Origin of the sequence: Rhizobium sp. Root483D2 (genome assembly GCF_001426685.1) — a bacterium.
Lineage (GTDB): Bacteria > Pseudomonadota > Alphaproteobacteria > Rhizobiales > Rhizobiaceae > Pararhizobium > Pararhizobium qamdonense.
The window spans coordinates 100,660-125,442 of sequence record NZ_LMFB01000001.1 but is presented as its reverse complement, the minus strand read 5'-3'; the positions used below and the strand labels follow the sequence as shown (position 1 = coordinate 125,442).

Here is a 24,783-nt window from a genome sequence, read left to right as displayed (position 1 = left end):
CATCGCCTCGCATCCGCTCGGCACTTCTCCCCGCTGGGGAGAAGGGGGAGACCGTGGCTGGCCCCTCATTCCATAGGCAATAGCCCTGGCCGGGACAGCGAGAAAAGGCGCGTCGCTGTTACGGCTGGGCAGGCGCCACAGGCAGGGGCGAAACGACCGGGTTTGGCCAGGCGCCATCGGCAAAGAAGCGGATGGAAGGCGTTTCACGTCCGTCTGCCCGGATGGCGCCGGTCAGCGCCAGTTTGCCTTTCGTGAAAGGAAGGGTGCCGGCCAGAGACACGGTTTTTCCTTCGCCGACGATATCGGCCGTGGCCAGTTCGACCACGCCTTGACGCAAGCGCGCCACGATATCTGCACTCGTGAAAGCAAACGACCCATTGGTGGCATGGCTGATGTTGAAGGCCTGGCCCAAAGCGGCAAGCCGCTCGAATTCCGGCAGGTCGAAATTCACCACGCTGCCATTGTTTGCCGCATAGCGAAGTTCGCCGGACATTCCGTCCGCCGTCATTTTCGACAGCGGTTCGGTGGTCGACAGATCGAGGCTTAAAATGCCCCGGCCGAGCGGCAAAGGCCCGGCAAGGCCGAGGCTTGCGGCGACGGGCGCCAGATCCGCATTCTTCAACGCCAGCTGTATCTGCCCGCCGGCTGCACCATCATTGGCAAGCGCGATGCGGCCGCTGAGCGCGCCATCGGCAAAGGTGCCATCGCCGATATCGATCGATGCACGGCCGTTTTCCACCATGATCCCGGCAGCGGCATCGGTGACGGCGGCGGCCCCATAGATGATCTCCTGCGCCGAAAGGCGCAGATCGACGCTGATCCGCTTGAGCAATGCCGTTTCCGGCTCGGTCTGCGTGTTGGGTTCCGGCGCAAGCGGGAAGACCGAGGCGAGAAGCGGTGTCAGATCCAGCCGGTCGAACGCAAGTGTGCCGTCGATGCGCGACGTGCGCTGTGGGTCCCAGGCAATGCCGAGCACGCCGGTCGCGTCGGAATCGTCCAGGGACAAAGACAGGCTGTCCATCTTCATTCCCTGCGCCGACATGGTGACGCTGGTGTCGATGCTGACCGATCCGCTGGCGGAAACCGGCTGCGGCACGTCTTTGATCCAGGCGAGAAGCGCCCCAAGCGATTTTGCCTTCAGCTGGAGCTGCCCGGCTGCAAACGGACGGCTGGACGCATTGCCATTGCCGTCGAAGCTAAAGCTCAGCGGTGTGGAATTGAACGACGCCTGGAACGTGCTGTTCTGGCCGGAAAGCAGCAGCAGAGGTTGATCGCAGGCAATCGTGCCCTGAACCTTTTCGCCGTTGATCAGCGCCGACAGGCTGGCATTCATCCGCGTGGTCGGGGTGCGCCATTGCACGGAGCCGGTTATGGTGCTGACGCGGTGGGTGCTCGCCGTCACACGGTCGGTCAGTTCCAGCGTGCCGTTGACGATCTCGATATCGCCGATCGGCGTGTTGCGGGCTTGAGATGCCGTCTTGCCGGACGCATCTGCGATGGCATCGGCCATCCAGCCGGCGCGGCGCCAGTTGAACGTGCCATCGACCCGCCGCTCCACCTTGAAGACCGGATTGACGAGATGGAAATCGTAAAAGACCGGTGTGCCGCGCAGGGCAGCCAGCATGTCGAAGCCGGCGGCAATCGCGTCCGCTTTCGCCAGAAGTTCCGGTGCCGCCGCGTCGCCACCCGTAAAGGTGACATTGCGGAGCGTCAGCACCGGATGCGGCCAGAAGCTGAACTGCGGATCACCGACGATACTGGCCCGTGCCCCTGTCCAAGACGACAGCACATTTTCCATGTTGGTCTTGACGCTGGCCGTGGAGATGAACATCGGCAGCGCGAATTTGAACAGGGCCGTGAGGATAACCGCTCCGACGAGCAGCCACGCGACGGTGCGCGACAGAAAAATTCTCTGCCATCCGATTTTTCTGCTGGCGATGGTGAAGAATTGCCTCATGGCCGTCCGGGGCACTTTCAATCGGTTTGATGGCCTCTGGATAGGCGTTCGGCACTCAGAAATCAAACGGTTGACACGCAAAATGTCGCAACTGCCACAGCCAACATTGGCGCGGCCTGTTTATCTTGCGTCGCAGCATGATATAGAGGCTGGCTTGGGAAGCGGAGGAAAATATGCAGTCAGATCGGCCCCTGTGGATACCGTCGGAAGAATTCATCGAACAGACGCCGATGAAGGCATTCATCGACTGGTGCGGACAGCGCTTTTCCAAGACCTTTGCTGATTATGACGCGTTTCATGACTGGTCGATCACCGAACGCGCCGATTTCTGGACGGCGGTCTGGGATCATTGCGGCGTTATCGGCGAGCGCGGCGGCCGCGCGCTGATCCATGGCGACGTGATGCTGGAGGCGCGGTTCTTTCCCGATGCTACGCTTAATTTCGCCGAAAATCTTCTGCGTCATACCGGCAGCGGTGATGCGCTGCTGTTCCGGGGCGAGGACAAGGTGCAGTCGCGTATGTCCTTTGACGAGCTGCGCGCGCTGGTGTCGCGGCTGCAGCAAGCCTTGAAGGCGCAAGGGGTCGGCAAGGGCGACCGCGTTGCCGCGATGATGCCGAACATGCCGGAAACCATTGCCCTGATGCTGGCCACAGCCTCGATCGGCGCGATCTGGTCGTCCTGCTCCCCCGATTTCGGCGAACAGGGCGTGCTTGATCGCTTCGGCCAGATCGAGCCAAAGCTGTTCATCGCCTGCGATGGCTATTGGTACGCCGGCAAGCGGCAGGATGTCGCCGCAAAGGTCCAGGCGGTCGCCGGCAAACTCGGCGTACCCGTCCTGGTCATCCCCTATGCCGGCGATGCTGAAACGCTCGCCGGATCGCTGGACAAGGGCCAGACGCTGGCGGGTTTCATCGACCCGTTTGAAGCGCGCGACATCGAGTTTGCGGCCCTGCCATTCGCGCATCCGCTCTATATTCTCTTTTCCTCGGGCACGACGGGCGTTCCCAAATGCATCGTCCATTCGGCCGGTGGCACGCTGCTGCAGCACCTGAAGGAGCATCGCTTCCATTGCGGCTTGCGTGAGGGTGAAAAGCTCTTCTATTTCACCACCTGCGGCTGGATGATGTGGAACTGGCTGGTTTCCGGGCTCGCGTTTGGGGCAACGCTCTGCCTGTTCGACGGCTCGCCGTTCCATCCCGATGGCAATGTCCTGTTCGACTATGCCCGCGATGAGCAGTTTTCCATCTTCGGCACTTCGGCAAAATATATCGATGCGGTGCGCAAGGGCGGCTTCACGCCGGTATCGACCCATGACCTCTCAGCGCTGCGGCTGATGACCTCGACCGGCTCACCGCTGTCGCCGGAGGGCTTTTCCTTCGTTTATGACGGCATCAAGCCGGATATCCAGCTGGCCTCGATTTCCGGCGGAACCGATATCGTTTCCTGTTTCGTGCTCGGCAATCCGCTGAAACCCGTCTGGCGCGGCGAAATCCAGGGGCCGGGGCTTGGCCTTGCCATGGACGTCTGGAACGACGACGGCCAGCCGGTGCGTCAGGAAAAGGGCGAGCTCGTCTGCACCAGTGCCTTTCCCTCGATGCCGGTGATGTTCTGGAACGACCCGCAGAGCGCCAAGTACAAGGCGGCCTATTTCGAGCGCTTCGACAATATCTGGTGCCATGGCGATTTTGCCGAATGGACGGAACATGGCGGCATTATCATCCATGGCCGTTCGGACGCGACGCTCAACCCGGGCGGCGTGCGCATCGGCACTGCCGAAATCTACAATCAGGTCGAGCAGATGGACGAGGTGGCAGAGGCCATCTGCATCGGTCAGGACTGGGATGACGATGTCCGCGTCATCCTGTTCGTGCGGCTGGCCACCGGAGTTACCTTGAGCGAGGATCTGGTGAAGGCGATCAAGGCGCGCATCCGCAGCGGTGCCTCGCCGCGTCACGTCCCCGCCAAGATCATCGCCGTTGCCGATATCCCGCGCACCAAATCCGGCAAGATCGTCGAACTCGCCGTGCGCGAAGTCGTGCATGGCCGCCCCGTCAAGAACAAGGAGGCGCTGGCCAATCCAGAAGCGCTCGATCTCTATGGCAATTTGCCGGAGCTTGGAAACTGACGCCGCCGCGTTAACGATTTCTAATCACCGGAATTAACCAAACCTTACGTCTTCCGGGCCGATCCTTAAAATTGACAGGTCTGCTGGAAAGGTTTTGTTTACGAATGGCGGCGCATGGTGATCTCAACTTGAGGCCAGCCGATGTGGGTTGGCTTTGGCTGAGATGCCTGCGCAGACATGATGTCATTACCTCTCGAGCACCTGTTTTTAGCATTCAACTTATCGAGGCAGCTTTGAAGCTGCCTCTTTTTTTGTCTGCTGTTTGGATGCGTGGGGATACCACGTCACGGATGCTCTTTGAGCGTTTTCTGCAATGCCTGCAGCACCAGCCCCGTAAGTTCGCCATGAATATCCGCCCGTGACCGGGTGCTCTCCGTGCAGATCGGATCGACCTCCCCGAACTTCACCAGCATGTCTACCGCACCCGGCTTGCATTCCGGCAGGAAGCTGAAATGATCGGCACCGGCGACCGTCGAATAGGAACCGTGTGGCGGCAGCTTTGCCAGTTTGTCGGCGATCACAGCCGTGGGGATTGTGCCGCTACTGCCCAGATTGATGAAGGTCATCGGGATTACGATCTCTTTCAGGCTTTCCGCTTCGTAAGCCTGCGCCAGGCCGGGATCGACGAGAACAGCGGCTTGAACGCGGCGATCAAGGTTTGACCGCTCGAAGCGGGCCTTGTCGATGCTGCGCAGATCAACCTTATCGACCTTGACCGGCTCGTCGTTGACATAGCCCTTTCCGCCTGAATACCAGGCGCAATCCCATTTCGTGTAGGCATCGCAATAGCGCGCATAGGCATCCAGGCTGGCCCGGGCGCCAGCGATCTCCATGGCGGCGGCGCCTCCCAGCGAGAAGCCGACGACGCCGATGCGGGCAGCGTCGATCGCACCGCTCCAACGCGTATCCGTCGTCAAAGCGTCGATCACTGCAGAGAGGTCCTGCGTGCGTTCCCAGAGTTTTGGTGTCTCGGCCGGGGTCGAGTCGCCGCTGGTCGTGCCGGGATGATTGGGCCCTGCAACGACGAAACCGGCTTTGGCGAGTTCGCCCGCCAGCCAGGCCATGGCTTCGACCCGGCCGCCCGAGCCATGCGACATCACCACGAGCGGAAAATTCCCTTTGATGAGCGGCGCATCGCGAAAGGCGGGTGCGCCCTTGAAGATTTTGTTGTCACCGGAAAGAGTGGGCTCACCGCTGGCCTCAGCAGGATACCAGACCGTTACGGCAAGGTCGCGTCCGCGCTCAGGCGCGGCCACGCTGATCTGGCGCATGCCGACTTCGGCGGCCTGGCAGGGAACGGCGAATGTGATGGGAAGGATGAGGGCGCAAAGAGCTTGAAAACGGTTCATGACGATCTCGCTTGGTTGGGAGGAACCCGCGCATCATCCCTGTTGCATGACGTGGCCGCTTCCTAGATCACGATTGAGGTCGTCCCGAATCGCGATTTGGGCCACCATCGTCCGCTGATTGCCACTCAAAGGACCCGCCTTGATCTTCGTGCCCCTGCCGTTCGTTGTCGCGTTGCTGCTTCTGATCCTGCTTGCCGTGATGCTGCACGGCGCGGAGCCCTCAAAGGGCAACCGGCCATTCCTTGCTCTGGTGGGCCTATGTGCCGTGCAGTCGATCGCCGTCGGCTTGCGCTGGGGCTATGACATCAGGGAATTGCGATATGTCCTGCCCATTTTCGCAAGCGGCCTGCCGCCTCTTGTCTGGGTGACGTTCCGCAGCCTGATCCACAGTGAGGAGACAGGCACAGACAGGATCAGCTGGCTTAACGCCGCCCCGCCGCTTGTCATCCTTTCGCTGATGCTTCTGGCGCCGGCACTGATCGACATTGCGCTGTTTGTGCTGTTCGTCGGATATGCGCTGGCGCTTCTCGATCTCGCCCGCAGCGGCACGGACGGCCTGGACGAGGCCCGTCTCGAAGGCGCGTTCGCGGCGCATCGCGCCTTGTTCGTCGCGGCCGCTGCCCTTTGCCTGTCGGCCCTGTTCGACCTTGCCGTTCTTCTGGATTTCGAATGGAGCAAGGGGAAGAACACGGGGCTGATTGTCGGCAATGCCAACCTGTTCGGGCTGTTTCTCATGGGTGTGACTGCGCTGGTCGCCGCCCGCGAGCGGGCAGGTCCGGCTCCGGTCCTCAATAGCGATCCTCTCCCATCGCAGGCAGCGCAGGATCGCGAGGTTTTGGAGCGGGTCGATCGCCTGCTCAAGGAGCAGAAATTGTCGCGCGACGAAAACCTGACCTTGTCGCGGCTGGCGCGGCGCGCAGGCCTCCCGGCCCGTCAGATTTCCGGCGCGGTCAACCGGCTGGCAGGCAAGAATGTCTCGCAATATATCAATGATTTTCGCATCGCCGAAGCTTGCCGCCTGCTGCGCGAGACCGATATGCCGGTGACCTCCGCCATGTTCGAATGCGGCTTCCAGACGAAATCCAACTTCAACCGCGAGTTCCGGCGGGTGACATCCTTAAGCCCCATGTCCTGGCGCGCTGAGAACCGGCAACCGCGATCCTCCGGCAGCGGACTGCCGTCTGGCTGATCAGTTGGCGAGAACGCGCTGCGACGGGAAGGAGATCTCCACCAGCGTTCCCTCGTTGGGGGCCGAGTTGATCGAGAATTGCGCCCGGTTGGCTTCGGCCATCGCCTTGGTCAGCGGCAGGCCAAGGCCGGTGCCGTCGCCGCGTTTGCGTGCGCCCGTTGTTACTTGCCGGAATGGCTTCATTGCCTGCTCAAGCTCGGTGCGGGTCATGCCGACGCCGGTGTCGCGGATGCGCAGGATGACGCTGCCATTTGCCTCATAGGCCGTCGAAACGACGATCTGGCCGCCCGATGGCGTGAAACGGATGGCATTCGACAGGATGTTCAGCGCGATCTGCTTGATCGAGCGGTTATCGGCGACGACATTGGGGACAGAGCCCGACAACGAGGTGCGGATGATCACCCGCTGGCTGTTGGCCTGCGGCTGCACCAGGGATACGGCCTCGGAGACCGCATCGTTGATTTCGACGGCGGTGAATTCGAGATCCATTTCGCCCGCTTCGATCTTGGAAATATCCAGGAGATCGTTGACGATGTCGAGCACATGACGTCCTGAGCGGCCGATATCGCCGGCATATTCGACATAGCGCGGATTGCCGATCGGCCCGAAATGCTCGCTCGCCATCATGTCGGAAAAGCCGATGATCGCATTGAGCGGCGTGCGGATTTCGTGGCTGACACGGGCGAGGAAATCGCTCTTATGGGCATTGGCCGTTTCGGCGGCGCGCTTGGCGTTGCGCAACTCCTCTTCCGTGCGTTTCCACTGGGTAATGTCGCGGATGACGGCGCAGAAACCGTTGGAGGAGGAGAGGCGCCCCATGGTCATGAACAGCGGAATGAATCCGCCGGACGCCTCGCGGCCGATCACTTCGCGGCCATCGTTGAGCACGCTGGCGACGCCATGGCCGGAAAGACCGGCGAGGTAATCGAGAACCGCCTTCTGGCTCTCATGTGCAAACAGCATGGCAAAGGGTTTGCCGCGAACTTCGCCCTCGTCATAATTGAACAGGGCGCTGGCCGAGCGGTTGACGGAGCGGATTTCGCCCTCGGCACCGACAACCACGACACCGTCCGTTGCCGTCTCGAGAATGGAATGCAGCTCTTCCGCTTCCATGCGCAGCGCCCGCACTTCCGGTGCTTCCGCCGGCTCTTCGGAAATTGCGGCGGGCTGCGCAACCACGGGCGCTGGCGCCGTTCCTGCTCCTGAGACCGCCATCATCAGCGCGTTCTTGTCTTCCCAGCGGATCGACTGGAGCCGCGCGGAGACGGGCACGAGCTGGCCGTCATTGCGGATCAGCATCATCGTGCCCTCCGGCAGATCGAACAGATCATCCTCGTCGCTCGCAAAAAGCGCATCGATGCCGCCTTCGTCGCGCAGTTCATCGAGATCGCCATAGCCCGTCAGTGCCAGGAATTCGGAATTGGCATGGAACAGATCGTCGCCGCTATGAACCAGAAGCGCGAGCGGGAGATTGTCGAGGATTTCCGGCGTCAGGCTGCTGCTGCCGCTGGTGCGGGCCGGAACGATCGGAGCGGGGGGCTGGACCTCTTCGATGGCCGGGGCCACGATCTCATCGCTATCAGCGCGATCGTCGCCAAAGGCGAGATCATCCTCACCTGTTGCCTCGATGGCGGGGGAAACATCATCCGCACGCGGATCTTCAGCTGCGGGCGCCTCCGGAGCGGCCAAAGTTTCGTTGGGACGCTTGCCGAAATTCTCGCCGAGTTGACGGGCGATTTCGCGGAATGCGGCCTGTTCGCTGCGGCTCAAGGGTTCGCTGGCTGGACGGTGATTGTCGAGCTGCACGATCTTGTCGGATGCGCGCCGCCCCGCCGTCTGGACCAGTTTCAGCGCCGGACGCTCGCCACGGAAGGGATCGTCGGCCTCGCCAGCGGTAGTCACGTCATCACCGGTCGCGGCCACGCCTTCGCCGGGTTCGGCCACGCTCTCACTGGGCTGGGCCGGTTCGGATGCAGCTTGCGCAGTGTTAGCCGGTTCGCCCGCAGTTTCCGCAGGCTCCGCAGCCGGGGCGTCCTCTCCTTCTGGAGCGGCAATATCGTCCGCCATTTCCTCGTGACTATCCAAAGCCAGATCGTCCGCAGCACCTTCCAGGCCGTCGTCAAGATCGTTGACAACGCCCTGCTGCGCACCAAAACTCAGACCTATGGCCTTGTCGTCCTCGGCGGTATCGGCGACGCGTACGATCCCGAAACCACGGAAACCATCAAATTCGCGGTTGCGCGAATAGGTCGGAAGGGCAGCGAGATCGACGGGAACCTGCAGGCTTGTGCCTTCCACCGGCCAGTAGATCGTCTTGCCCGACCAGGTGTCGCGCCGCTTCAAAAGCTCGCTGATCGTATTGCCGGGGTCGAGGTGATAGCGATCGGCCAGTTCGCTAAAACTCTGGCCGGTAATATCGGCCGAATTCGGTCCGACGGCGGTGGCGAATTCCTCGGAAATCTCGCTGAACCGCCCATCCGCATCGATCTTCCAGACGAAACGCACCGCGCGGCTATTGGGGTTGAAGACGAAACCGTGAGGTTCCGGGACTTCATCGGCCATGGTCTGCGCAGGGGGAATATCTGCAGGAATGACGGCGGCGATATCGCCATCTGCCACAGTATCCTCAGCCGTTTCAGCTGCCGCATCGTCCTGGGCAAGCTCAGCCGAAACCGTTTCATCCGGCGCAACGCCGTCCTGCGAAGACACATCCGGGGCCTCGGCCGGCTCGGTCTCGTCCGTGTCGCCGGTCTCGATTGTATTGTCGCCGATTTCCGCAGACAGCGCTTCATCGGCCACCGGCAAGGCGGCGGGTTCCTCGACGGCATCGGCCTGCGCAAGCGTGTCCGGATCCGCAACGCCGGATTCGGCAGGCTCAGCATGCGTATCCAGCGGCAAGTCCGGACGCGGGGTTATCTCACCACTCACCGTTTCGACGGAATCCGCCGCGTCTTCCACGGGTGCTTCCTGCGCATCTGCGGCCGTGTCATCATTGGCTTCAATGACGCTGTCATCGTCCTCAGAGATTTCCTCGATCTGCGCGATCTCGTCGATGACATCGGCAGGCAGCGTAGCCGGTGACAGCAGTGGCGCTGCTGGTTCGCTGATGACGGGCTCGGTAACGGCTGTTTCGGTCACGGCCGCTGCGGCCGCCACCGGCGCGTCATCGCTGCCGGTGATGTCCTCAAAATCCGTGCCCGGATCGAGATTGCCCAGAATCGTCTCGACCGCAAACAGAAGGTGCAGGGCAGGCCGTTCCGAGAGCTTGCCGATGGCGGCAGGAAGATGGCCCTTGCCGGTCGGGACCGGCCGTTTGAGCAGCCAGTCGCTGTCGCGGGTGACGGCTGATACCAGCGAACGGCAGGTCTGCGGGGTCATGGAAAGCGCTGCAAAACCCGGCGAGGCGGCGAGCACGGCGCCGTCGCCATCCAGCACAGCCATATGCGTATCGGGGTCGTCAAAGCCCGAGATCATCCGGGCGGCGCGGTCGTTAATGGCAAGCGGCTTGCCGTTGCGCGGCGCGGCAAACAGGATGGCGGTTTCACCGGGCCTGACCGAGATCATTTCGACGGAGGCGCCAACGGAGGCGCGCTGGAAGCCGGATGCGATGCGCATCAAAAATGTCCGGCTGTCGCCGCTGCGCTTCAGCTGACGGGCCGCAGCCTCCATCTGACGATAGGCGGCATCGTTGCGATTGGCGCCGCTATCGATGAAATCATAGATCGACGGCAGGCCGAACAGGAATGCGCCCTCGCCATTCGACCACAAAACCTGGCTCATATCCGGCGAAAAAAGGACCGCAGCATCACCCTTGGCAAAATGCTCCCGCACCCGTTCATGAACGGCAATGTCGATAAAGGGATAGGATTTTGCGGGCATAAGCGAACCTGGTTTGCGCAACCGCCACGAGGACGGGATTGTTAACAGTCTATTAATAGACGCAGGCGTGCCAGGGGTCCAGCGCGCTGACTATGGCGCACAGGCCTTTCGCGGCGCAAGGTTAATGCAGCTGATTTTAATGAATGCTGCATTGCACAAATATGTTGCAACGCACAACGAAATCGCCTATATACCCATCATCACACGACGGGTGCCTCAAAAGAGGGCCCAAAACCAAGGAGCGCAGATCATGGCTACCAAGAAAACCGATGACGTCTTTTCGCTTGCCGCCTTCGACCCGGCCAAGGCCACCGAAACTTTCCGCGATTTCGCTGAAAAGGGTGCCGCCCAGTCCAAGGAAGCCTATTCCAAGATAAAGGCCGCCGCCGAAGACGCAACCAAGACCGTTGAAGCCACCATCGAAAACGCCCAGTCCGGCTCGGTCGAGCTTGGCCTGAAGGCGATCGACGCGCTGCGCACCAATGCCGAAAACTCGCTGTCGCATCTGGAAGCGCTGCTCGGCGTCAAGTCGGTTTCCGAACTGTTCGAACTGCAGACCGCGTTCATCCGCAAGCAGGCAGAGCTTGCCGTCGAGCAGGCCAAGACAATCCAGGAAGCCACCCGCAAGGTCGCCGAAACCGTGACCAAGCCCAGCAAGGATGCCGCCGAAAAGGCCATCTCCAGCTTCAAGAAGACCTGATATCCGCAGGCGCGGGCTTACGCCTGCGCCGCATCATGAATGGAACCGGGTGATTGTTTTACCCGGTTTTTTCACATCTCCCGGTTTTTTCCGATCGAAGGCAAGTTATGGCTTGCAAAAAATACGGACTGCCCGTATTTCACCCGGAAAGCGCGACGCGACACCGTTTCGTCAGCTTTGTTTTGTGCGGTTGTAGCTCAGTTGGTTAGAGCGCAGGTTTGTGGCACCTGAGGTCGGAGGTTCGAGACCCCCCAACCGTACCATTTCTTCCACAGTCAAATATCTGATTTCATGACATAATGCCGTCGATGGCGTATGTGATATTGCCATTTTCCAGCGGTATGATTGGCTGGATGCTTGAAACGGCCCACACCTCACAAAGCATACAGTCCTAAGAGTTGCTAGCGAATGGTCACTAAGAGCGTTGGTGCCGATAACACCGGCAACACCTTATTGGGTGTCACCCTTCAGTCAAAACACCTCCATCGCAACCCCAGCCCTACGTCAAATCCCTCATCGCCTCAAACGGCCCCATCTGCTGCGGCGGTTCCGGGTTTTCGTCCGGGTTGGGCAAGGGTTCTTCGTCCGGCAGCCGGTCGGGCTCGGGTTCCTGGACGGGGATGGGTTGCTCGCTCGGTGGAATAGGGCCAGGGATGGGGTCGGGGGGTAGGGTCATTGGTTGTCTCCTGTTTTCAGGGATATCAACGCGACGACGGCCTGCATGTTCCGTTCCGGTTGCAATAGCTGCCCCTCCTCAGATCTTGGAACGGCGCGTAAACCTTGTGTTTACCTAGTCCTGTACCGTTTCCGTCCACGGCGCCTCAAATTAGGATTCTGTTGACCCTTCGCCGCTTACGTTCGCCCTGTTCGATGTAGAACCGGCACGCATGATGCGCCGCTGAAAATGACGATGGGGTTGGTGGCACATGACGTGCGGAAAATATCTGGCATTTCCGGCCGGGGCTCTCGGCTTGTTCCTTATTCTGCTGCCGATGAGCCTTCAGGCGCAGCTCATGCTGTCATTCGCGGTTCTCGGCATCATGTTCATCGGCATGACGCGGCCGGACAACAGCACTTTCCGCGTCGTCACGCTCGTCTTTGCCGGCATTATCGCGCTTCGCTACGGCTTCTGGCGCACCACCGAGACGCTGCCGGATATGACCGAGCCGCTGAACTTCATCCCCGGCTTCCTGCTCTATCTCGCCGAGATGTATTGCCTGGCGATGCTGGCGATCAGCTTCTTCATGGTCATCGATCCGATCAAGCGCAAGACGCCGGACATGGGCGCTGCCGCCGATCTGCCGACGGTGGATGTGTTCATTCCAAGCTATAATGAGGATGCCGAGCTTTTGGCCGTGACCTTGGCGGCTGCCAAGTCGATGGCCTATCCGAAGGACAAGCTGAACATCTTTTTGCTCGATGACGGCGGCACGGAGGCCAAGCGCAACCACAAGAACCCGCATGTTTCGGTCGCCGCCATCCGCCGGCATGAGCAGCTGAAGGCGCTCTGCGCCGCCATGGGCGTGCATTATCATGCCCGCAAGCAGAACGATCACGCCAAGGCCGGCAATCTCAACGAGGGTTTGAAAATATCCTGCGGCGAGCTGGTCGTCGTCTTTGATGCCGACCATGCCCCGGTGCGCGGTTTCCTGCGCGAAACCGTCGGGTTCTTCAAGGACGACGAGAAGCTCTTCCTCGTCCAGACGCCGCATTATTTTCTCAATCCCGATCCGCTGGAAAAGAACCTCCAGACCTTTGCCCGCATGCCGTCGGAAAACGAGATGTTCTATTCGATCCTGCAGCGCGGGCTCGACAAGTGGAATGCCTCGTTCTTCTGCGGCTCGGCCGCCGTGTTGCGCCGCAAGGCGCTCATGACCACGGATGGGTTTTCCGGCCAGTCGATCACCGAGGATTGCGAAACGGCGCTGTCGCTGCATTGCCAGGGCTGGCATTCGGTCTATGTCGACAAGCCGCTGATTGCCGGCCTGCAGCCGGAGACGTTCGTTTCCTTCATCGGCCAGCGCGCCCGCTGGTGCCAGGGCATGCTGCAGATCCTGATCCTGAAGCGGCCGTTCCTGGCCAAGGGCCTCTCGATCCCGCAGCGCATCTGCTATGCCGGCATCAACATGTTCTGGCTGTTTCCGCTGTCGCGGCTGGCCTTCATGTTCTCGCCGCTGCTCTACATTTTCTTCTCGCTGGAAATCTACAAGGCCAATATCCTCGAATTCGCCTCCTATGCGGTCACCTATCTGATCTCCTCGTTTGCAATGCAGAGCTATCTCTATGGCCGCGTCCGCTGGCCGTGGATTTCCGAGCTCTATGAATATGTGCAGGCCGTCTTCCTGTTCGGCAGCATCCTCAGCGTCGTGCGCAATCCGCGCAAGCCGACCTTCAACGTGACCGCCAAGGGCCAGACCCTGGACAAGAGCAAGCTGTCGCCGCTGGCAAAGCCCTATTTCGCCATCTTCTTCCTGCTGCTCGCCGCTGCGCTTTATTCCGGATACCGCGTGCTGACGGAGCCGGTCGCCAGCGAGTTGCTGCTGATCGTCGCCATGTGGAACCTGATCAATCTTGGCCTGGCCGGGGCAGCACTTGGCGCCATTGCCGAGCGCCGTGAACTGCGCCGCAACCAGCGCCTGCCGGTCAAGCGCCATGCGCTGATGCATATCGGCGAGATCATCCATCACGTCATCGTCCAGGATGCCTCGAGCGGCGGCGTGTCGATCGAATTCGTCGATAAGGAACCGAAGCTGGACCTCATTAATCCGACGACGGCCAAGGTCGAGGTGCGGCGCGGCGGCCAGACGATCAGCTTCAACGTGGTCTACCGCTCGCGGCGTATGCTCGGCCAGACGGCGATCTGCGGCTTTGCCTATTCCGAGCGCACGCCGGAAACGGTGATGGCGATTGCCGAGCTGATGTATTCCGACCAGACCGTGCTGCAGGATCGCCTGGAGCGCCGCCAGGTCCGCAAGAACTTCTTCTGGGGCACCAGCCGGTTTGCGCTCTGGAGCCTGACGGAATCGCTGCGCGCCATCCGCTATAGCGCAGGCCTGATCCGCGAAAGCGTGGTCCAGTCCTTCGAAGATGCGCCGATGGTGCTGAACGACAATAAGATCGTCCAGGTGCCTTTGACCGTCAAAACCGTCGATCATGCCCCGGTTCTCAAGGGAGAGCAGCTCTATGGCTAAGCCTTTTTACGCGCGCGCAGCCGGCCTTTCGCTTGCTCTCGTCCTTTCGCAGACGCTGCCGCTTTCAGCCCAGAGCCTGTTGGATGCCGCACCCGTAGCCGTGCGCAGCCTGCCCGGCGAAAGCGAAAGCATCCTCTCGACGCGGGCGCTGGAGGCCGACATCCCTGCGGTCAAGGCGAGCGGCCTGGTGCCGTTCGAACAGGCGCGTCCAGCCTATCATCTGTCGGGCGAGGATGCGGTCGCGCGGCTAAGTTTCAATCTGTCAGCCGGTCAGGCCGAAAGCGGCGGGCAGCTGTCGCTTGCCTATCGCAATGCCGTCTCCGTTATACCGGACACGTCGGTGATGGATGTCGAAATCAACGGCCGGGCCGCAGGCACATTCCCGATCGCCTCGCCAAACGGTTTCAAAAGCGAGATGCTGCCGGTCGCGGCCAATGTCCTGAAACCCGGCCGCAACCAGGTGGTCCTGCGGGCCCGGCAGTTTCATCGGGTCGATTGCTCGCTGGAAGCGACCTATGAGCTGTGGAGCGAGCTCGATCCCACCGCAAGCGGTTTTGCAGCGATCAGACAGCAGGGCTTCCAGTCGTTCGACGATCTCTTGACCGTTGCCCGCACCGAAGCTGAAGTGACCGATATCCGGCTGATCCTGCCGCAGGCGGCGACTGCGGAGATGTTGAACGATGCGGCCCCCGTTCTGCAAACGCTGGCGCTGTTCATGAACAGGGACGATATTGCTGTCACGGTCGGCGAAAAACCGGGCACCGGCCCGGGCATCGACCTCTTTGTTTCAACCGACAGGACGCGGGCCCAAACCCGCGATGGCGATCATCAGGCTGCACCTTACGGCCTGTCCGTGCGCAATGCCGGGACTGATGGCCGCGCCGTCGTCAGCCTGCGGGGTGCGACCCGTGCCCATCTGAGCAGCCAGTTGTTGCAGGCGATCAAGGGTCCGCTGAAGGATAGCCTCGACAGCGGCATCTTCTCCACCCGCTCGGGCACGATCATCGCCGATGCTTCGACGTCCTTCACGCTGGCCGATACCGGCTACGAGACGCGGGTGTTTTCCGGCCGCCTGTCGCGCACCGGTTTCAACATGGTGATGCCCGCGGATTTCTACCCGGCCGACTATGCCACGATCGGCCTCAAGCTCAGCGCCGCGACGTCTCCGGGCCTGAAGCGCAGCGCGCAGTTTCTGGTGCGTGTCAATGACCGCGTCGTCACCAGCTATCCCTTCCGCAATAGTGCCGGAGAACAGTTTGACGGCAAGCTGATTGAACTGCCGCTGCGGGCATTCCGTCCGGGCAATAACAAGGTCGAGCTTCTGGCCGAACTGCCGGTCAGCGCGGACGAGACCTGCACGCCGGACATGCGTGACAATGCCACCCCCCGGTTCATCCTGCTGCAGGATACAAGGATCGAAATCCCCGCACTGGCCCGGCTCGGCCGTCTTCCCGATATCGGGGCGCTGGCCGCAACGGCCTATCCCTATGCCGATGGCGCGCCGTTCGATATTGTCGTCGAGCGCCCGGACGCGCAGTCCGCGAGCGCCGCGCTTACCATGTTGTCGCGCCTGGCGCTGGCCGCACGCAATCCGCTGAATGCCGATATCCGCCTGGGTGCTGCCAACCCGTCCGCAGACCGCAATGCGCTGGTGATCACCACGCAGAACGCCTTTGCCGATCTTGGGTCGGCCGGCAAGAGCGGGTTCCCCATCGATGCCTTCCATCCGGCGACGGCAACAGCCGGCGGGGTTGATCCGATCAGGACGGCGGCGACCAGCGACACTGTTTTCGTGGCCGGTGCCACGCCCGGTGATGACGATGATTCTTCGGCGCTCCTGGATGCGTTCCGCAAATCCACCACGCGGCCGCAGGACGAAGCCTCCGTATCCTCAAAGCTGCAGACCTGGTTTTCCGGGGCCGGCGCACGCTTTGGCAAATGGCTGAACTACCAAGACGGGGCGGCCGCCACCGTCATGCTGAAGCCCGGACATTCGCTGCTCACCCTGACGCAGACACCCTCGCCAACAGGCGATGCCGTCTGGACCGTGGTTCATGCGGGGTCTCCCGCCGATATGGCGCTTGGTGTGCGCCGTCTTGTCGAACCCGCCGTCTGGCAGGGTTTGAGCGGCGGCTCGGCAGAAATCGAGACCGCCAGCCTTGCCGTCAACACTCTGCCTGCCGGCTCGCATTTCATCGCCGGAATGACCGATCAGAGCCCCAGCAACATCCGCCGTCTGGCAGCCGCCTGGTTCTCCGATAATTTCCAGTTCTACGTTCTGCTCATCACCGGTTTGATGGGTGTTTTTGCCGTGTGGCTTGGCCTTGCCATTCCGCGCAAGGGTGTGAGGTCGGATCAATGATCGTCATGAAGAAACACTGGGTCGCCCTTCTGGCAGCCTCGAGCCTGCTGTTGCCAGCGGCGGCATTTTCCGAGGATTCGGCGAAATTGCTGACGCAGGCCGCCGGCTCCTTCCGCATCATCGATGACGTCATGACATCGGCCGCCGCCGGGCAGATCGACCCTGCAGCAGCAGACACCGCACAAGCGGCCAGGATATCGCAGGCTAAGGCGAGCCAGCCCGATGAGGTCGAAATGGCAGCGCTTTATTACTACGCCGAACAGAAACAGGACGAACGGGTCGCCGCCGAGGCAGCCCGTCTGCGGATGAAGTTCCCGCAATTCGAGATGCCGCAGGACCTCTACCTGCCGCAATCGGCCCGTGGCGTCGACGAGACGCGGCTATGGCAGCTTTACGACCGCAGCGATTTCACCGGCATCGACGCCGAGATCATCCGCCGCAAGAGCGAAACGCCGGACTGGCAGCCGACAGCCGATTTCTCGCAAAAGCTGGCGCGCCGCAAGCAGCGCGTGCTGATGACGGAAGCCGCCAAGGACAAAAACTGGACGGATGTGATCCAGGCCGGTGGCAGCATCGACCCTGCGACGGAAACGGAAGTGGACCTGCTCTGGACCCTGATCGATGCCTATGCGCAGGCGGGCATGAAACAGCCGCTCGCAGATGTCTATCGCGGCATCCTGTTGCGCAAAGGCGAAAAGCGCCTGCCCGATGCGGTGCTGGTGACGACGCTCGAAAAGGCGATCCGCGATTTCCCGGCAGCCGAAGTCCGGGCGGTGATGCAGAAGCTCACCGTGACGCCTGCGATGCAGGCAGGTATGCAGCCGGTTGCCTTCGATCTGATGCGCAAGACGGTCGCCGATTTCAACGCCGATGACAAACAGACCGTGCCGCTGGCGGACGAACAGCTTGAACCGCTAAAATCAGCGACGCCTGCAAAGACCGGTGATATGGCGTTGCTCGGCTGGTATTACCTGAAGATCAAGCAGCCGGCCGTTGCCAGCGGCTGGTTCGGCAAGGCGCTGGCGATCCAGGCAGATGCTGACAATGCCAAGGGGCTTTACCTCAGCCTTGCGGCCCAGAACCTGGAGGAAGAAGCCTACAAGGTGGCGACCACCTACCTGCAGGATCTGTCCGGCGATCCGGAATTCCTGATGAACGCGCTTTCCCTGCGCTTTGCCAAGCCGGATATGGCCGTCATCGACGAAAAGATCGTCGCATCCTATTCGACCACGATCCTGCAGACGCTGAACGCCGACCACGCCGAAATTCTGGCCTGGTACGCCTATAATTCCAAGCAGTACGAAGCGTCCTCCGCCTGGTTCCGCAAGGCGGTCGAATGGAAGGCGGCACCGGCGCGCGTCAAGGGTCTGGCGCTCTCTTATTTGCGGCTGTCGCAAAAGCCGGAATTTGCCGCGCTGCAGGAGAAATACGGTTCGGCTTACCCCGATATCTGGAACGAGATACGCGCCGCATCGCCGCCGAAGGGCAGGGCGGCGGCTTCCGTGATCAAGCCGCGTGGTGTGATCCAGGCCAATTATGTCCGCAACTTCCAGGCCAAGCGCTACGCTGCCTGCATCAACGATCTGGCTGATTTGCGCAGCCGCGGCCAGCTCCCGGCGGATGCGGCGCAGATCGGCGGCTGGTGCTATCTCGGCCTTGGCCGGCTGGCCGAGGCGCGCGCAGCCTTTGCCGAGGGCCTGACCGCTGGCGGACAGGTGCAGGCCGATGCGGCCTACGGGACGGCGCTCACGCTCCTGCGTGGCCGCCTGACTGATGATGCCGAGGCGATCCTCCGGGCCTATCCGCTCAGCGCCGGACGCGACCGGGAAATCCGGGTGGAAATCTACTTCCAGCGGGCCCGGGCCGCGTTTGATCGCAAACAATACCAGATGACGCTCGATGCGCTGAATGCGCGGGCAAGCCTGGTGGCGGAACCCGCCGATCTCAGCCAGCTGCGCGGCTGGGCCTATTACCATCTCGGCAACAAGCCGCTCGCCAAACAGGTGTTCCAGCGCCTCAACGATCACCTCGCCGATGCCGGCGTTAGACGCGGCCTTGTCGCCACAAGCCAGACGGATTCAGGCCGATGAAAACAACCCTTGCAACAATCGTCCCCATCGCGATCATGATCCCGATGCTCGCCTCTTGCACTTCGGTCGTCGACGATCCCTTTTTGCGGACCGGAGCCGTGGAGGGCAACTGGCCGTCGCTCGCCACCACCGTTCCTGCCGAATACGCACTCGCCGCCCTTCCGGGCCTTGCCGCAACGACGGTGCGCCAGACGGGGACCAAGGGAAATATAGAGCAGACGATCGTCTACGCCAATGCGACGGACCTGGCCGGCGAGAACATGCTGAGCGTGACCACCGGTTCGTCCGCGAAGATCAAGCGCAGCAACGGCGCGCCGTCGCGGTCGCAGGTCGAGGCGGAGATGCGCAGCGCGCTCGCAGGCGTCAAGATGCGGATCAGCCCGGTGATCGCAGACAATGCCTATGGTGTATTCGGCTACGCGACCGGCAGCATCGGCAAGGGCGGCAGCTGTGTTTACGCGTGGCAGTTTGCGCGCAACATCAATCCGTATGACGGCGGGCGGCTGGGTGCGGCCGCTGCCGCGCAGATCCGCATGCGCTATTGCAGCCCCGCGCTCGCAGCCGACCGGATCGTCGCGATGATGCAAGGGTTGCGGATCAATGTGGCATCCGCGCATAACGCGCGCGCTCTGGGCTATGCCGCCGCTCCGGCCGCGTTTTCGCAGGCGCCTCTCGTCAGCCCGTTTGCTCAAGCAGACGTGCAATCCGCTGAAACTGTCACGGACATTGACCCACCCGTGCGCCGGGCAAGACGGCCCGCAGCCGCTGAAGAGGTGGTGGTGCAGGCCGGGAGGGCCGAGGCGCCCGAAAAGGCTGAAAAGGCTGAAAAGACCATCGTGAATGCCGTGAAAGTCCCGATGCCGGGCGAGGCGGCGAGCATGGCTGCGGCAGAGACGCAACCGCATGGCATGCGGCCGGATGTGTCCAGAGCTGCAACAAAGCCCTCCTTCGTGCCGCTGCCTGCAAGCGTCGCATCCGCAGCGCAATAGGGCTCAGATGAAGATACCGTGTTCTTCCGTCACCAACTCCTGCAGGAAATCGGCGACGGTGCGGACGCGGACGAGGTCGCGGGCGCTTTCGTGATAGGTGGTCCAGTAGGCCCGCCGGATCGTTGTGCCGGGCAGGATGCGGATCAGTTCGGGATATGGGCGCGCGATATAATTGTGCAGGATGCCGATCCCGGCGCTGGAGCGCACCGCCTCGGTCTGGCCCGTCGCACTCGATATCTCGAAGGAGGCGTCCCAGCTGCGCATCACCTCGCCGGTGAAATTCAGCGATGCGGTGAAGATCAGGTCCTCGACATAGCCGATGCGGCGATGGCGCTTCAGGTCCTCCACGCTCTTAGGCGCGCCATAGGATGCCAGGTATTCCTTTGAGGCATAGAGCCCCAGCGTGTAATCCGTCAGTTTCGACGAGATCAGCCGGCCCTGTTCCGGCCGCTCAAGGGTGATGGCGATATCGGCTTCGCGCTGCGACAGCGAAAAGGAGCGCGGCACCGGCACGAGCTGAATGCGCAATTCGGGAAACCGGGCGGTCAGCTTGCCAAGGCGCGGGGCAAGGAACGAGACCCCAAATCCATCGGGCGCACCGACCCGCACGGTCCCGGCAACAGCGGTGTCGATCCGGCCGATCTGCGCCTGCGCCGCCAGCATCTCGGTTTCCATCCGCTCGGCCGCATGCAAAAAGATCTCGCCCTCGGCCGTCAGGTCGCAGCCGTTGGTACGGCGGATCAGGAGCCGGGTTTTCAGCGATTCCTCCAGGGCCGTGACGCGGCGGCTCAAGGTCGCATGATTGACCCCCAGCCGCTTGGAGGCCGACAGGATCTGGCCGCTGCGCGCCACCGCCAGGAACATGCGCACGTCATCCCAGTTCATGGTGCAATTTCCGCTTCTCCCCTGCGGGGAGAAGTGCCGAGCATGGCGAGGCGATGAGGGGGTGGCGCGTCAAACTCTGCGGCTGCGGCCCCCTCATCCGGCGCTACGCGCCACCTTCTCCCCGCTGGGGAGAAGAGAAAATTCACATCGAGCATCAATTTCTGCACAACGGTTCCTGAATATCGCGCGTTGATTTGTGCATATTGTAGTGCGACACTCCCGCCATAATCAAGATCAGGAGGATCACCATGTACGAGATCGGTCATTTCATTGGCGGCACCCGTGTTGCAGGCACCAGCGGCTGCACCAGCAATGTCTTCAATCCGGCAACCGGCGAAGTTCAGGCAACCGTGGCGCTGGCCAGCGACGCGGAAATGGACGCAGCCGTTCAGAACGCCAAGGCTGCCCAGCCGAAATGGGCTGCCACCAACCCGCAGCGCCGCGCCCGCGTGTTCATGAAGTTTGTTCAGCTCTTGAATGAGAACATGGACGAACTGGCTGAGATGCTGTCGCGCGAGCACGGCAAGACCATCGAGGATGCCAAGGGCGACGTCATTCGCGGTCTGGAAGTCTGCGAATTCGTCATCGGCATTCCGCATCTTTCCAAGAGCGAGTTCACCGAAGGTGCGGGTCCGAATATCGACATGTACTCGATCCGCCAGGCCGTTGGCATCGGCGCCGGCATCACGCCGTTCAATTTCCCGGCCATGATCCCGATGTGGATGTTTGCCCCGGCGATCGCCTGCGGCAACGCCTTCATCCTGAAGCCGTCCGAGCGCGATCCGTCCGTGCCGATCCGCCTGGCTGAACTGATGATCGAAGCCGGTCTGCCGGCCGGTATCCTGAACGTCGTCAACGGCGACAAGGGTGCGGTCGATGCGATCCTGACACATCCCGACATTTCCGCCGTGTCCTTCGTCGGCTCGACCCCGATTGCCCGTTATGTCTACGGCACGGCTGCCATGAACGGCAAGCGCGCCCAGTGCTTCGGCGGCGCCAAGAACCACATGATCATCATGCCGGATGCCGATCTCGACCAGGCCGCCAACGCCCTGATGGGTGCGGGCTACGGCTCGGCCGGCGAACGCTGCATGGCGATCTCGGTTGCCGTCCCGGTCGGCAAGGAAACCGCCGACCGCCTGATCGAAAAGCTGACCCCAATGGTGGAAAGCCTGCGCATCGGCCCCTATACCGACGAGAAGGCCGATATGGGTCCGGTCGTCACCAAGGAAGCCAAGGAGCGTATTCTCGGCCTGATCAATAAGGGTGTCGAAGAGGGCGCCAACCTTGTCGTCGATGGCCGCGATTTCAAGCTGCAGGGTTATGAAAACGGCCATTTCGTTGGCGGTTGCCTGTTCGACAACGTCACCCCGGACATGGATATCTACAAGCAGGAGATTTTCGGCCCCGTTCTCTCGGTCGTGCGCGCCAAGACCTATGAGGAAGCCCTCGATCTGCCGATGAAACATGAATATGGCAACGGCGTTGCGATCTATACCCGCGACGGCGACGCTGCCCGTGATTTCGCGTCCCGCATCAATATCGGCATGGTCGGCGTCAACGTTCCGATCCCGGTTCCGCTGGCCTATCATTCCTTCGGCGGCTGGAAGTCCTCCTCCTTCGGCGATCTCAACCAGCACGGCACGGACTCGATCAAGTTCTGGACCAAGACCAAGACGATCACCTCGCGCTGGCCGTCGGGCATCAAGGACGGTGCCGAATTCGTCATGCCGACGATGAAGTAACGATGATCCATTCCCGATTGGGCCTCCTTGCGGAGGCCCTTTTTTTTGTCCGCCTGCAAGGGCGCGGTTGACCTGTGGGCATGACAGTCTAAGTCTTCGTCCGGGGCGGGCGAATATCGGGGGATAGACGAACGTTCCCGCTTTGCAGTCATGACAGGCAAGAGGGACAATGATGAGCACACTCGACACGGCGCCGGTACCGGCCGCATCGCAGGAATTCCACCGGTTGTCGTTTACCGGAAATGCCGCGGAATATTTCGGTATCTGGATCGTCAACATCCTGTTGACCATCATCACGCTCGGTATCTATTCGGCTTGGGCGAAGGTGCGCCGCAACCGCTATTTCTACGGTAATACGGTGCTGCTCGGCCGCGCTTTCGAATACCATGCCAAGGGCAAGCAGATCCTCATCGGGCGCCTGATCGTCCTTGGCTATCTGGTGGTCTACAATATCGTCCTGGCGGTGCTGCCGATTGCCGGTCTTCTGCTCTTTCTGGTCGTGCTGTGCTTCTTTCCGTGGCTGATCATGCGCGGCCTGCGCTTCAGCGCCCGGGTCACCAGCTATCGCAATGTGCGTTTCGACTTCGTTGGCCGGATGGGCGGCGCGTTCGTCGCCTTCATGGCCGGTCCGGTCATCGCGGTGCTGTCGCTCGGCCTCCTGGCGCCGCTTGCCAGCCGCTGGATGTACCGCTACCTCGCCAACAATCTGCGCTATGGCGGCCGCGCCTTTACGGCGGACCCGAAGCTCGGGCCGATCTATAAGACCTGGTTCTTCTCGGCGTTGATCATCGTTCTCGGCTTGCTCATCATCGCTGTCGCAGCGCTGGCCAACCTGTCCCTGATCATGGCCTTGATCAACAATCCCGACGCCCTGCCGCCGGGCTTCCAGGCCTCGATGTTCGTCCTGGGCGTGATAGCCTATCTCACAGTGCTTCTGTCCTTTGGTATCGCCGCACTGTTTTACCGCGCCGGCGTGCGCAACATCGCCTGGTCGGCGACCCGTTTCGATGGCCGGCATGCGCTGAAAAGCGATCTCTCGCGGTTCCGCTATGTGTGGATCGCCCTGTCGAATGTGGCCGTGACCGTCCTGACGCTCGGCCTGATGCGCCCCTGGGCTGCAGTGCGCATGGCGCGGTACGTCAATGAGCACACGGCGATCCGTTTCGACGGCGATGTCGGCGAAATCTTGGCGGCAACCGGGCAGGAGGAAACGGCGGTGGGTGCGGAATTCATGGAGTTCGAGGGCTTTGACTTTGGCTTCTGATGAAAAGCCGGTCTGCCGTGGCGACTGGCATCCCCTGGATTCCAGCCGCTCCGTCCCGTCCCTCCTGGTCGAGAGGGACGGGCAGGTCCGGGCCGTCGCACAGGACGGAACCGAGCTTGCATCCTCGGTCTTTTCAACACTCGATATCTCGCCAAGGGTCGGCTCGATCCCGCGCCGGATCGCTTTTGCCGATGGTTCGCTGTTTGAAACCACGGATAATGCCGCGATCGATACTCTGCAGCGCGTCCATGGGCGCAACCGGGAAGGGCTTATTCATCGCCTCGAACGCTTTCACCCGAGGCTTGTCATCTTTGTGCTCGCGGTCTTCCTGCTGTCGGGCCTGGTCTACCGTTATGCGCTTCCGGTTCTGGTGGAAGTCGCCGTCGCCGTCACGCCGCCGGTCGTGCCGCGCCTGATGTCGATCAGCACGCTCGAAACGCTGGACCGCACGGTGCTGAGCGAAACCAAGCTGGACGAGGCGAAGCGGCGGGCGATTTCCGATGGTTTTGCCCGCATCGCGCTGAACTCCGACCACGGTCCCTCTGCCTATACGCTGAATTTCCGTGAGGGGGGAACGATCGGCCCGAATGCGTTCGCGCTGCCGGATGGCACGCTGATCATCACCGACGAACTGGTCGATCTTGCCGGCTCCGATACCGAAATGCTCATCGGCGTCCTGGCGCACGAGATCGGCCATGTCGAGCTGGAACACAGCCTTCGCCAGATTTACAGGGCTGCAGGCATGGCCGGTCTGATCATGCTGATTGCCGGCGATGTCGGCGATAGTGTCGAGGACCTGCTGGTCCAGGGCGGCGGCCTTCTGGCGCTCTCCTATTCGCGCGATGCGGAAGCGGCAGCCGACCGCCATTCGGTCGAGCTGATGCAGAAAGCCGGTTACGACCCGACGGCCATCGCGCGTTTCTTCGAGATCATCGAGGCGAAACTCGGCGACACCTCCGCCACCAATATCCTGTCGACCCATCCGGGCACGCCTGAACGCCGCAAGGCGATCCTGGATTATGAGGCGCAACTGCGGAAAAAACCGGCGCAAAATTAG

General features: G+C 61.7%; 15 protein-coding genes and 1 tRNA gene. 11 read left to right on the top strand and 5 right to left on the bottom strand.

Features of this window, described 5'->3' with window-relative positions; all coding sequences use genetic code 11:
• Positions 1-118 precede the first annotated feature (118 nt).
• On the bottom strand, positions 119-1,957 hold the full coding sequence (locus ASD32_RS00575; RefSeq protein ID WP_060635968.1) for an AsmA-like C-terminal region-containing protein: 1,839 nt from the start codon (positions 1,955-1,957) through the stop codon (positions 119-121).
• 173 nt (positions 1,958-2,130) lie between these two features.
• On the opposite strand from ASD32_RS00575, the gene ASD32_RS00570 reads away from it, so the two are divergent.
• A complete protein-coding gene (locus tag ASD32_RS00570; RefSeq protein WP_060635967.1) occupies positions 2,131-4,083 on the top strand; it encodes an acetoacetate--CoA ligase in 1,953 nt (650 codons plus the stop codon).
• Positions 4,084-4,367: 284 nt separating this feature from the next.
• Here ASD32_RS00570 and ASD32_RS00565 read toward each other — a convergent pair whose 3' ends face one another.
• A complete protein-coding gene (locus ASD32_RS00565; RefSeq protein ID WP_060635966.1) occupies positions 4,368-5,432 on the bottom strand; it encodes an alpha/beta fold hydrolase in 1,065 nt (354 codons plus the stop codon).
• A 148-nt stretch (positions 5,433-5,580) separates the two neighbouring features.
• On the opposite strand from ASD32_RS00565, the gene ASD32_RS00560 reads away from it, so the two are divergent.
• Positions 5,581-6,621, top strand: coding sequence for an AraC family transcriptional regulator (locus ASD32_RS00560; RefSeq protein ID WP_348270732.1), 1,041 nt, complete (start codon positions 5,581-5,583; stop codon positions 6,619-6,621).
• Here the strand turns inward: ASD32_RS00560 and ASD32_RS00555 are convergent, their stop codons facing one another.
• Positions 6,622-10,500, bottom strand: coding sequence for a PAS domain S-box protein (locus tag ASD32_RS00555; protein WP_060635964.1), 3,879 nt, complete (start codon positions 10,498-10,500; stop codon positions 6,622-6,624). It lies immediately after the preceding gene.
• 250 nt (positions 10,501-10,750) lie between these two features.
• Here ASD32_RS00555 and ASD32_RS00550 point away from each other — a divergent pair, with 250 nt between their 5' ends.
• Positions 10,751-11,200 carry a phasin gene (locus ASD32_RS00550; RefSeq protein ID WP_060635963.1) on the top strand — a complete coding sequence of 150 codons (450 nt, stop codon included), beginning with the start codon at positions 10,751-10,753 and terminating at the stop codon, positions 11,198-11,200.
• Positions 11,201-11,386: 186 nt separating this feature from the next.
• Positions 11,387-11,463: transfer RNA gene (locus tag ASD32_RS00545), tRNA-His, on the top strand.
• Positions 11,464-11,699: 236 nt separating this feature from the next.
• Here the strand turns inward: ASD32_RS00545 and ASD32_RS30200 are convergent.
• The gene (locus ASD32_RS30200) at positions 11,700-11,876 is read right to left on the bottom strand and encodes a hypothetical protein (protein ID WP_200953531.1); all 177 of its coding nucleotides are present in this window, start codon (positions 11,874-11,876) and stop codon (positions 11,700-11,702) included.
• 250 nt (positions 11,877-12,126) lie between these two features.
• Here ASD32_RS30200 and bcsA point away from each other — a divergent pair, with 250 nt between their 5' ends.
• From bcsA to bcsN, 4 genes are read left to right on the top strand one after another with little or no spacing between them, the layout of a single operon-like run.
• On the top strand, positions 12,127-14,391 hold the full coding sequence (bcsA, locus tag ASD32_RS00540) for a UDP-forming cellulose synthase catalytic subunit (RefSeq protein ID WP_060635962.1): 2,265 nt from the start codon (positions 12,127-12,129) through the stop codon (positions 14,389-14,391).
• A complete protein-coding gene (locus tag ASD32_RS00535) occupies positions 14,384-16,753 on the top strand; it encodes a cellulose biosynthesis cyclic di-GMP-binding regulatory protein BcsB (protein WP_060635961.1) in 2,370 nt (789 codons plus the stop codon). The genes bcsA and ASD32_RS00535 overlap by 8 nt, the downstream gene beginning before the upstream one ends.
• Positions 16,754-16,758: 5 nt before the next feature.
• Positions 16,759-18,843, top strand: a complete 2,085-nt coding sequence (locus tag ASD32_RS00530; RefSeq protein WP_162252616.1) for a bacterial transcriptional activator domain-containing protein — start codon at positions 16,759-16,761, stop codon at positions 18,841-18,843.
• The gene (gene bcsN, locus ASD32_RS00525) at positions 18,840-19,832 is read left to right on the top strand and encodes a cellulose biosynthesis protein BcsN (RefSeq protein WP_060635959.1); all 993 of its coding nucleotides are present in this window, start codon (positions 18,840-18,842) and stop codon (positions 19,830-19,832) included. The genes ASD32_RS00530 and bcsN overlap by 4 nt, the downstream gene beginning before the upstream one ends.
• 3 nt (positions 19,833-19,835) lie before the next feature.
• Here bcsN and ASD32_RS00520 read toward each other — a convergent pair whose 3' ends face one another.
• Positions 19,836-20,717 carry a LysR family transcriptional regulator gene (locus ASD32_RS00520; RefSeq protein WP_060635958.1) on the bottom strand — a complete coding sequence of 294 codons (882 nt, stop codon included), beginning with the start codon at positions 20,715-20,717 and terminating at the stop codon, positions 19,836-19,838.
• A gap of 248 nt (positions 20,718-20,965) precedes the next feature.
• On the opposite strand from ASD32_RS00520, the gene ASD32_RS00515 reads away from it, so the two are divergent.
• The 3 genes from ASD32_RS00515 (at position 20,966) to ASD32_RS00505 (ending at position 24,783) form a co-directional block, all read left to right on the top strand.
• Positions 20,966-22,462 carry a CoA-acylating methylmalonate-semialdehyde dehydrogenase gene (locus ASD32_RS00515; RefSeq protein ID WP_060635957.1) on the top strand — a complete coding sequence of 499 codons (1,497 nt, stop codon included), beginning with the start codon at positions 20,966-20,968 and terminating at the stop codon, positions 22,460-22,462.
• Between the two features lie 172 nt (positions 22,463-22,634).
• Positions 22,635-23,726 (top strand): YjgN family protein, encoded by a 1,092-nt coding sequence (locus tag ASD32_RS00510; RefSeq protein WP_060636234.1) that lies wholly within the window; start codon positions 22,635-22,637, stop codon positions 23,724-23,726.
• Positions 23,716-24,783 carry a M48 family metallopeptidase gene (locus tag ASD32_RS00505; RefSeq protein ID WP_060635956.1) on the top strand — a complete coding sequence of 356 codons (1,068 nt, stop codon included), beginning with the start codon at positions 23,716-23,718 and terminating at the stop codon, positions 24,781-24,783. Before ASD32_RS00510 ends, ASD32_RS00505 begins: the two co-directional genes overlap by 11 nt.

What these genes read in the sequence shown, in the direction of transcription:
- ASD32_RS00575 (WP_060635968.1), bottom strand. Translation starts at nt 1,957, where the DNA reads ATGAGGCAATTCTTCACCATCGCCAGCAGAAAAATCGGATGGCAGAGA.
- ASD32_RS00570 (WP_060635967.1), top strand. Translation starts at nt 2,131, where the DNA reads ATGCAGTCAGATCGGCCCCTGTGGATACCGTCGGAAGAATTCATCGAA.
- ASD32_RS00565 (WP_060635966.1), bottom strand. Translation starts at nt 5,432, where the DNA reads ATGAACCGTTTTCAAGCTCTTTGCGCCCTCATCCTTCCCATCACATTC.
- ASD32_RS00555 (WP_060635964.1), bottom strand. Translation starts at nt 10,500, where the DNA reads ATGCCCGCAAAATCCTATCCCTTTATCGACATTGCCGTTCATGAACGG.
- ASD32_RS00550 (WP_060635963.1), top strand. Translation starts at nt 10,751, where the DNA reads ATGGCTACCAAGAAAACCGATGACGTCTTTTCGCTTGCCGCCTTCGAC.
- ASD32_RS30200 (WP_200953531.1), bottom strand. Translation starts at nt 11,876, where the DNA reads ATGACCCTACCCCCCGACCCCATCCCTGGCCCTATTCCACCGAGCGAG.
- bcsA (WP_060635962.1), top strand. Translation starts at nt 12,127, where the DNA reads ATGACGTGCGGAAAATATCTGGCATTTCCGGCCGGGGCTCTCGGCTTG.
- ASD32_RS00535 (WP_060635961.1), top strand. Translation starts at nt 14,384, where the DNA reads ATGGCTAAGCCTTTTTACGCGCGCGCAGCCGGCCTTTCGCTTGCTCTC.
- ASD32_RS00530 (WP_162252616.1), top strand. Translation starts at nt 16,759, where the DNA reads ATGAAGAAACACTGGGTCGCCCTTCTGGCAGCCTCGAGCCTGCTGTTG.
- bcsN (WP_060635959.1), top strand. Translation starts at nt 18,840, where the DNA reads ATGAAAACAACCCTTGCAACAATCGTCCCCATCGCGATCATGATCCCG.
- ASD32_RS00520 (WP_060635958.1), bottom strand. Translation starts at nt 20,717, where the DNA reads ATGAACTGGGATGACGTGCGCATGTTCCTGGCGGTGGCGCGCAGCGGC.
- ASD32_RS00515 (WP_060635957.1), top strand. Translation starts at nt 20,966, where the DNA reads ATGTACGAGATCGGTCATTTCATTGGCGGCACCCGTGTTGCAGGCACC.
- ASD32_RS00510 (WP_060636234.1), top strand. Translation starts at nt 22,635, where the DNA reads ATGAGCACACTCGACACGGCGCCGGTACCGGCCGCATCGCAGGAATTC.